Genomic DNA, 6,829 nt, shown 5'->3' on the forward strand with positions numbered 1-6,829 from the left:
TCCGCCCGGCCTGCGAGCGATGCGCCCCACCCGGATCGGTGGGGCGCATTTCGTTGCCCGCAATAATGGGACCATGCCCCTGGTCCCGGAATCACCCGACCCCCGTTTCGTTCTCGCGCGTGACAACATCCGCATAGCGACCTATGAGTTCGGGGATCCCAACGGCCGCCCTGTGGTGCTCGTACACGGTTTCGCATCGGCCGGTCTGCTCAACTGGCACCACTCGGGCTGGACACGGGTGCTCAGCCGAGCCGGATACCGTGTGATCGCCATCGACCAGCGCGGTCACGGCTTGAGCAGCAAACCCCATTCGCCGGAGGCGTACACGATGCCGCTGCTGGTCGACGACCTGCTCGACGTGCTCGACACCTTCCTGCTCGACGAGGCGCTGTTCGTCGGCTACTCACTCGGCGCTCGCGTCGGCTGGCAGGCGTGCCTGGACCTGCCCGACCGGATCACCCACACGGTGCTCGGCGGTATCCCCGACGGGGACCCACTCACCCGGTTCCGGGTCGATGAAGCTCGGGCGTTCCTCGAGACCGGGAACGCGCCGACCGACAAACTGACCGCTGCCTACGTGAAAATGGCCAGCGGCATCCGGGGCAACGATCTGGCCGCGTTGATCTCGCTCGTCGAGGGCATGCGCGGAGGCGCACAGCCGGACCCCGCGAACCCGCCGCGGCAGCCCGTCCTGTTCGCGACGGGAACCGAGGACGCGATCCTCGAGAAGTCGCGCACCCTGTCGGAGTTTGCCCCCAGGGGCACCTTCTATGAGATCCCCGGACGCAACCACTTCAACGCGCCGACGTCGAAGGACTTCCGTAACGCGGCGCTCGAATTCCTCGGCACCTGCTGAGAGCGGACCCCCGGCCCCGGCAGCTCGCAGGACAAGCACGATTCGCTTCTCTCGCGCAAGGGGCCTCGGCCAACCCACAGATTCCGACCGGCCGGCTTTAGGGTGAAACCATGTCACACGTATCCGCCCCGGACTCCGCCCGATCCGCCGCATCCCGCCTCCAGGACAACCCTGCGTTCCAGCTCATGGCGCGGGTCGGGTTCGCCGTCAACGGCCTGCTCCACCTCCTCATCGGCGGTATCGCACTCGGTGTCGCGTTCGGCTCGGGAGGCAGCGCAGACCAGGGCGGCGCGCTCGGCCAACTGGCGTCGAACCCGGCCGGGGTGTTCGTGCTCTGGGTGGTGACCATCGGGCTGTGGGCGCTTGGGCTCTTCCAGCTCCTCGAAACGTTCATCGTTCGGGGTTCGGATAAGGACGCGTGGATGAAGCGAGGCAAGGAGGGCGGCAAGGCTCTCGCGTACCTCGCCGTCGGATTCTCGGCGTTCAGCATCGCCCGCGGAGGATCGAGCGACAGCGCCGGTCAGACGCAGAGCTTCACAGCGCAGCTGCTTGCGAGTCCGGGCGGTGTCTTCCTCGTCGCGGTTCTCGGCCTTGGTGTCATCGCCGTTGGCGTGTACTTCATCGTCAAGGGTTACAAGAAGAAGTTCCTCGAGGACATCAGCCGGCCGGCCGGAACGACCGGACGCACCGTCACCACCCTCGGCCGGGTCGGCTACATCGCCAAGGGAGTCGCGATCATCGTCGTCGGGATCCTCTTCTGCGTCGCCGCCTTCACCTCGAATGCCAGTGAGGCCACCGGTCTGGACGGTGCGCTCAAGGCGCTGGTCGCGTTGCCGCTCGGTGTGATCATCCTCACGGTCGTCGCACTGGGCCTGATCGCGTATGGCATCTACTGCTTCGCCCGCGCGAAATACGCGAGGCTCTAAATCTCGACGCGCCTCTACCGCCCTGACGGGTCATTCGGTGGGCACGACCCTTCCGCGCCGAGCGCGATCGCTTCTTGGGGCCGGTGGGTTGCCGGAGTATGCTCCCAATCACCGGGAGGGAAGCATGACCGAGATCGAAGGCATCGACCCACGCGCCACGCCCGTAGGCACCATCTGCCTCGACTGTGAGGCCGTCAAGGGGTGGTGGCTGCATCTGCGCCGGTGCGCGCAGTGCGCACACATCGGGTGCTGCGACAGTTCGCCCGCGAAGCATGCGTCAGCGCACTTCGCCGAGACGGGGCATCCTGTGGTGCAGAGCTTCGAACCCGATGAGACCTGGTTCTGGAACTACCGGGACAGGAAAAGGTTCTTCGGACCGAAGCTCGCCGAACCGCGCAGCCGCCCGCTTCACCAGCCGTCACCGGGGCCTGCGGACCGGGTTCCAGACAACTGGCGCGACCTGACCGACCCGCACTGATGGAGGCGTACACCGCCGCCCAGATCCGGGCCGCCGAGGAGCCCCTGCTCGCCGCCGGGGTGCCGCTGATGGCCAGGGCTGCGGCCGCGCTGGCGCGTGAGATCCGACTCCTTCTTCCCGCCGATCGCCCCGGCAACGTCCTGCTGCTCGTCGGGCCAGGGAACAACGGCGGCGACGCGCTCTATGCCGGGGCGGAACTCGCCGCGCTCGGCAGCACGGTCACCGTGCTTCCCACCTCCGATCGGATGCTCGACGGCGGTCGGGCTGCCGCGATCGGCGCCGGTGCGCGGATGCTGCCCGTCGACATCGACACGGACGCCGCAGCATCCGTCGCGCGGGAATCCGACGTGATCGTGGACGGCATCCTCGGCACAGGAACGAGCGCCAGCCCGGCTCTGCGCGGACGGGCGCGGGAGATCGTCACCGCCATCCTGCCCGTGCTGGCCGCGGAGAATCCGCCGATCATCGTCGCCGTCGACATCCCGAGCGGCGTGCACCCCGACGACGGGTCTGTGCCGGAGGCGACCGTGCTGCCTGCCGATGTCACTGTGACGTTCGGCGCGTGCAAGAGGGGCCTCCTGATCGCACCTGCTACCGACTATGTTGGCCGCCTGGTCGTGGTCGACATCGGGCTCGGGCTCGGAACGTGACTGGGTGGAGCAATAATGGAGGATGCTGTCGGCACGCATCCGGCCACGGGCGGCATCCGTTCGGAGTGACCACATGACCGCACCTTTCTCCCGTTACGTCGCGCTCGGCGACAGCTTCACCGAGGGCGTCGGCGATGAACTGCCCGACGGGCGCATGCGCGGCTGGGCGGATTTCGTGGCGCTGGGGCTGCAGGCATCCGCCACCGACCCGATCGGCTATGCCAACCTCGCCATTCGCGGTCGCAAGCTCGGGCCGATCATCGCCGAGCAACTCGAGCCGGCCCTCGCTCTCAACCCGGACCTGATCACCTTCAACGGCGGCGGTAACGACATCATGCGCCCGCGTGTCGCTATCGGCTGGGTCGTGGACGAGACCGTGAAGCTGGTGCACCGTGCCCTTGAGCAGCCAGGCCTTCACGTCGCGGTTCTCGCCGGCGCGAACCCGTCCCGGCACCTGCCGATGGGCGGGTTGATGCAGAAACGCGGCGACCAGCTGGCGGATGCTGTGCTCACCGCCTTGAAACCGACCCCGGTCACGCTCGTCAACAACTGGGCAGACGAGATCCTCACCGACATCCGCTACTGGTCCGTCGACAAGCTGCACCTGAACGCCCTCGGCCACGCCAGGGTCGCGTCGAACGTGCTGACCGCGCTGGGGGTTCCGGTGCCGGACGAGTGGGGTGTTGAGGAAGTGGCCGCCGCCGGCTCCGGATCACGCTCCCGCAACACCGCCGCGTACTATCGCGAGTTCGTACTGCCGTGGATCGGTCGTCGGGTCACCGGGCGGTCGTCGGGCGACGGGCGCAAGGCGAAGCGGCCCACGCTGCTGCCGGTGGACTGAGCGGGCGGCGCAGCGGGCCCAACTCACTCACTGCGGACCGGTTCACGCGGTGCGCCGGGTGTTGTTGTCCGGGGCGGGTGTATTCGCGGCACGGGGCGCACGCTACCCCGCGCCCGCACCTTGAGTCGGGTCGGCTCAAGTTTTTGGACCGCGCGGGAATAACCGGTATGGTGCTGCCGTTGAGTTGAGTCGAAGGCACTCAAGTTCCAGGAGGATCCATGCCCGCATTCTTCGGTCCGACCGGTTCGGAAAGCGAATCGTTCGACGAATTCCTCGCCCGATACCTGCAGGGGCAGCGTGCTGCGCAGTCTGGTCGGACGATCGACATCACCCGGCTGCTGAGCCGCCGCACCCAGGAGGTGCTCGCCGATGCGGCCCGGTTCGCTGTGGAGCACGGTCACTCCGAGGTCGATGCGCTGCACGTGCTTCGGGTCCTCGTGGGGACCTCCCCGATCGTCGACACCCTCCGGTCGCTGGGCACCGACTCGGCCGCGCTCGCCGAAGCCGTTGAACAACGGCTGCCGCAGAAAGCCGACCGCCAGGTGCAGTCCGCATCGATCACATCATCGGCGCAACGCGCGTTGATGGAGGCGTACCAGGTGGCACGCGCATTCGGCTCGACCTACGTCGACCCCGAACACCTCTTCTTCGCCTTCGTCGTGAACCAGGAGATGCCAGCAGGGCAACTGCTCGCGAGCTTCGGGGTCACCCCACAGGCGCTGCAGGCCGGCTACGAGTCCGCTCGGGCCGCCCACGCCGCTGGGGACGCGCCCGGCCAGCCGGCGGCATCCGACACTCCGATGCTCGACCAGTTCGGCACCGACCTCACCGCCCGTGCCCGCGACGGCAAGCTGGACCCGGTGATCGGCCGCGCCGACGAGATTGCGCAGACGATCGAAATCCTGTCCCGCCGCACCAAGAACAACCCCGTGTTGATCGGGGAGGCGGGCGTCGGCAAGACGGCAGTCGTCGAAGGACTCGCCCAGGCCATCGTCGACAACGATGTGCCGCACCTGCTACGCGACAAACGCGTAATCGCGCTCGACCTGGCCTCGATGGTCGGCGGTACCAGGTACCGTGGCGATTTCGAGGAACGGCTGACCAAGCTGCTCGATGAGATCTCTGCGCACCAGGGGGAGCTGATCATCTTCGTCGACGAGTTGCACACGGTCGTCGGCGCGGGAGGCGGCGGGGAGAGCGGCGGCATGGACGCCGGGAACATCCTCAAACCGCGTCTCGCACGCGGTGAACTGCACGTCGTCGGCGCGACGACGTTGAAGGAATACCGCAGGATCGAGAAGGATGCCGCGCTCGAGCGCCGGTTCCAGACGGTGCACGTGAACGAGCCAAGCGTCGATGACGCCGAGACCATCCTGCGCGGACTGCGCCCACGGTATGAGGAATTCCACGCCGTCAGCTACACCGACGAGGCTCTCCGCGCCGCCGTCGACCTGTCCGCCCGCTATGTGACCGACCGGTTCCTGCCAGACAAGGCGATCGACCTGCTTGACCAGGCCGGTGCCCGGCTGCGTCTCCGCAGCGTCGCCAAGATCGACACCTCGGAGATCCGCGAGCACGTTGCGACACTCGGGGCGGCGAAGGATCAGGCGGTCGACGCCGAACACTACGAAGAAGCATCCCGGCTCCGCGACGAGATCGAAGCCCTCACCGCCCAGATCGACGCCGCCGAATCGGATGCCGCAGCATCCGCTTCGGTTCCTGCCGTTGTCGGGGAGGCTGAGATAGCTGAGATCATCTCGCGTGCGACCGGCATCCCGGCCACCCGGCTGACCCAGGGCGACCGTGAGCGGTTGGCTTCGCTGGAGTCCGAGCTGCACGAGCGGGTGATCGGCCAGAACGATGCTGTCGAATCCATCGCCAAGGCGGTGCGCCGTAACCGCACAGGGATGGGCGACCCGAACCGCCCCGTCGGAAGTTTCCTGTTCCTCGGCCCGACCGGTGTCGGCAAGACCGAGCTCGCCAAGGCGCTCGCGTCGTCGTTGTTCGGCGACGACAGCGCGATGCTCCGTTTCGACATGAGCGAGTTCGGTGAACGGCACACGGTGTCGCGGCTCGTCGGTGCGCCTCCCGGCTACGTCGGCTACGACGAGGCCGGTCAGCTGACCGAGCGTGTGCGCCGCAACCCGTACTCGGTGATCCTGCTCGACGAGATCGAGAAGGCGCACCCTGACGTGTTCAACCTGCTTCTGCAGGTGCTCGACGACGGGCGGCTGACCGACGGTCAGGGTCGTACCGTCGACTTCCGCAACACGGTCGTCATCATGACCTCCAACATCGGCTCGGAATTCCTCGCCAGCCGGAGCGGTGCGCTCGGCTTCGTCGCGGATTCCGCTGACGGCAGCGGGTTCGGTTCGGAGAAGGCTCTCCGCGACCGGGTGATGGGTAAACTGCGCGAGGCGATGCGACCCGAGTTCCTCAACCGGATCGACGAAGTGGTGCTGTTCAGCAAGCTCGAGCCGTCTCAACTCCACGACATCGTGCGGTTGCTGCTGGCCCGGACTGCGTCACGGCTCGGCGCCCAGGGGGTCGAGTTCACGGCGACCGATGAGGCCGTCGACTGGATCGCGACCCGTGGTTACGAACCCGAGTACGGTGCCCGCCCGCTGCGCCGGGTGATCCAGCGCGAGGTCGAGGACCGCGTCGCCGGGCTGATGGTGGACGCGGAGTTCACTGCCGGTTCGTCGGTCGCCGTCTCGGTGATCGGTGACGAGTTGCTCGTCGAACGCGTGGCAATCCCGGTTCCGGTCGCTGCGTAAGAGAGTCAGGAAGGGCCGTCACCGTTCAGCGGTGGCGGCCCTTTTGTACCCTTCCCGGGTGGGCGACAGGGCTCGGGCGGCCGGTGCGCTGGGCGCCGAACGGTAAGGCTGGAGGCTTCAGTTGGTTCCGTTTGCAACTTCGGAGATTCGTTGCGGATCGTCTGGGAACGGCTGAATCTGAGCCTGTTCGCGGGGAATCCCCGAAGTTCCGGACGAGGGTGGGTGGTGACTGAGGCCAGCGGATCAGGCGGTCTGTGCGCTCAGCACGCCGAGAACGGCCAGCGCGTAGGCATCCGGAGCC

The 6,829-nt window shown here is 67.4% G+C and carries 6 protein-coding genes; all 6 read left to right on the forward strand.

What is annotated here, in order from left to right; translation table 11 throughout:
* The first annotated feature begins 73 nt into the window (after positions 1-73).
* The 6 genes from JWP90_RS03775 to JWP90_RS03800 all read left to right on the forward strand — a co-directional run bounded on the left by JWP90_RS03775 (position 74) and on the right by JWP90_RS03800 (position 6,528).
* Complete coding sequence (locus JWP90_RS03775; RefSeq protein ID WP_297359850.1) at positions 74-856, forward strand: alpha/beta hydrolase; 783 nt, start codon at positions 74-76, stop codon at positions 854-856.
* 110 nt (positions 857-966) lie between these two features.
* Positions 967-1,782, forward strand: a complete 816-nt coding sequence (locus JWP90_RS03780) for a DUF1206 domain-containing protein (RefSeq protein WP_297359853.1) — start codon at positions 967-969, stop codon at positions 1,780-1,782.
* 124 nt (positions 1,783-1,906) lie between these two features.
* Positions 1,907-2,260 carry a UBP-type zinc finger domain-containing protein gene (locus JWP90_RS03785; RefSeq protein ID WP_297359856.1) on the forward strand — a complete coding sequence of 118 codons (354 nt, stop codon included), beginning with the start codon at positions 1,907-1,909 and terminating at the stop codon, positions 2,258-2,260.
* Positions 2,260-2,910: an NAD(P)H-hydrate epimerase gene (locus tag JWP90_RS03790; RefSeq protein ID WP_297359858.1), complete on the forward strand. Its 651-nt coding sequence runs from the start codon at positions 2,260-2,262 to the stop codon at positions 2,908-2,910. Before JWP90_RS03785 ends, JWP90_RS03790 begins: the two co-directional genes overlap by 1 nt.
* A gap of 73 nt (positions 2,911-2,983) precedes the next feature.
* Positions 2,984-3,751 (forward strand): SGNH/GDSL hydrolase family protein, encoded by a 768-nt coding sequence (locus JWP90_RS03795; protein ID WP_297359861.1) that lies wholly within the window; start codon positions 2,984-2,986, stop codon positions 3,749-3,751.
* 218 nt (positions 3,752-3,969) lie between these two features.
* A complete protein-coding gene (locus JWP90_RS03800; protein ID WP_297359865.1) occupies positions 3,970-6,528 on the forward strand; it encodes an ATP-dependent Clp protease ATP-binding subunit in 2,559 nt (852 codons plus the stop codon).
* Positions 6,529-6,829: the final 301 nt, after the last annotated feature.

Origin of the sequence: Mycetocola sp., assembly GCF_025464835.1 — a bacterium.
Taxonomy (GTDB): Bacteria; Actinomycetota; Actinomycetes; order Actinomycetales; family Microbacteriaceae; genus Mycetocola_A.

Bases quoted from the DNA above. Each gene is read 5' to 3' on its own strand.
- JWP90_RS03775 (WP_297359850.1), top strand. From the start codon at position 74: ATGCCCCTGGTCCCGGAATCACCCGACCCCCGTTTCGTTCTCGCGCGT.
- JWP90_RS03780 (WP_297359853.1), top strand. From the start codon at position 967: ATGTCACACGTATCCGCCCCGGACTCCGCCCGATCCGCCGCATCCCGC.
- JWP90_RS03785 (WP_297359856.1), top strand. From the start codon at position 1,907: ATGACCGAGATCGAAGGCATCGACCCACGCGCCACGCCCGTAGGCACC.
- JWP90_RS03790 (WP_297359858.1), top strand. From the start codon at position 2,260: ATGGAGGCGTACACCGCCGCCCAGATCCGGGCCGCCGAGGAGCCCCTG.
- JWP90_RS03795 (WP_297359861.1), top strand. From the start codon at position 2,984: ATGACCGCACCTTTCTCCCGTTACGTCGCGCTCGGCGACAGCTTCACC.
- JWP90_RS03800 (WP_297359865.1), top strand. From the start codon at position 3,970: ATGCCCGCATTCTTCGGTCCGACCGGTTCGGAAAGCGAATCGTTCGAC.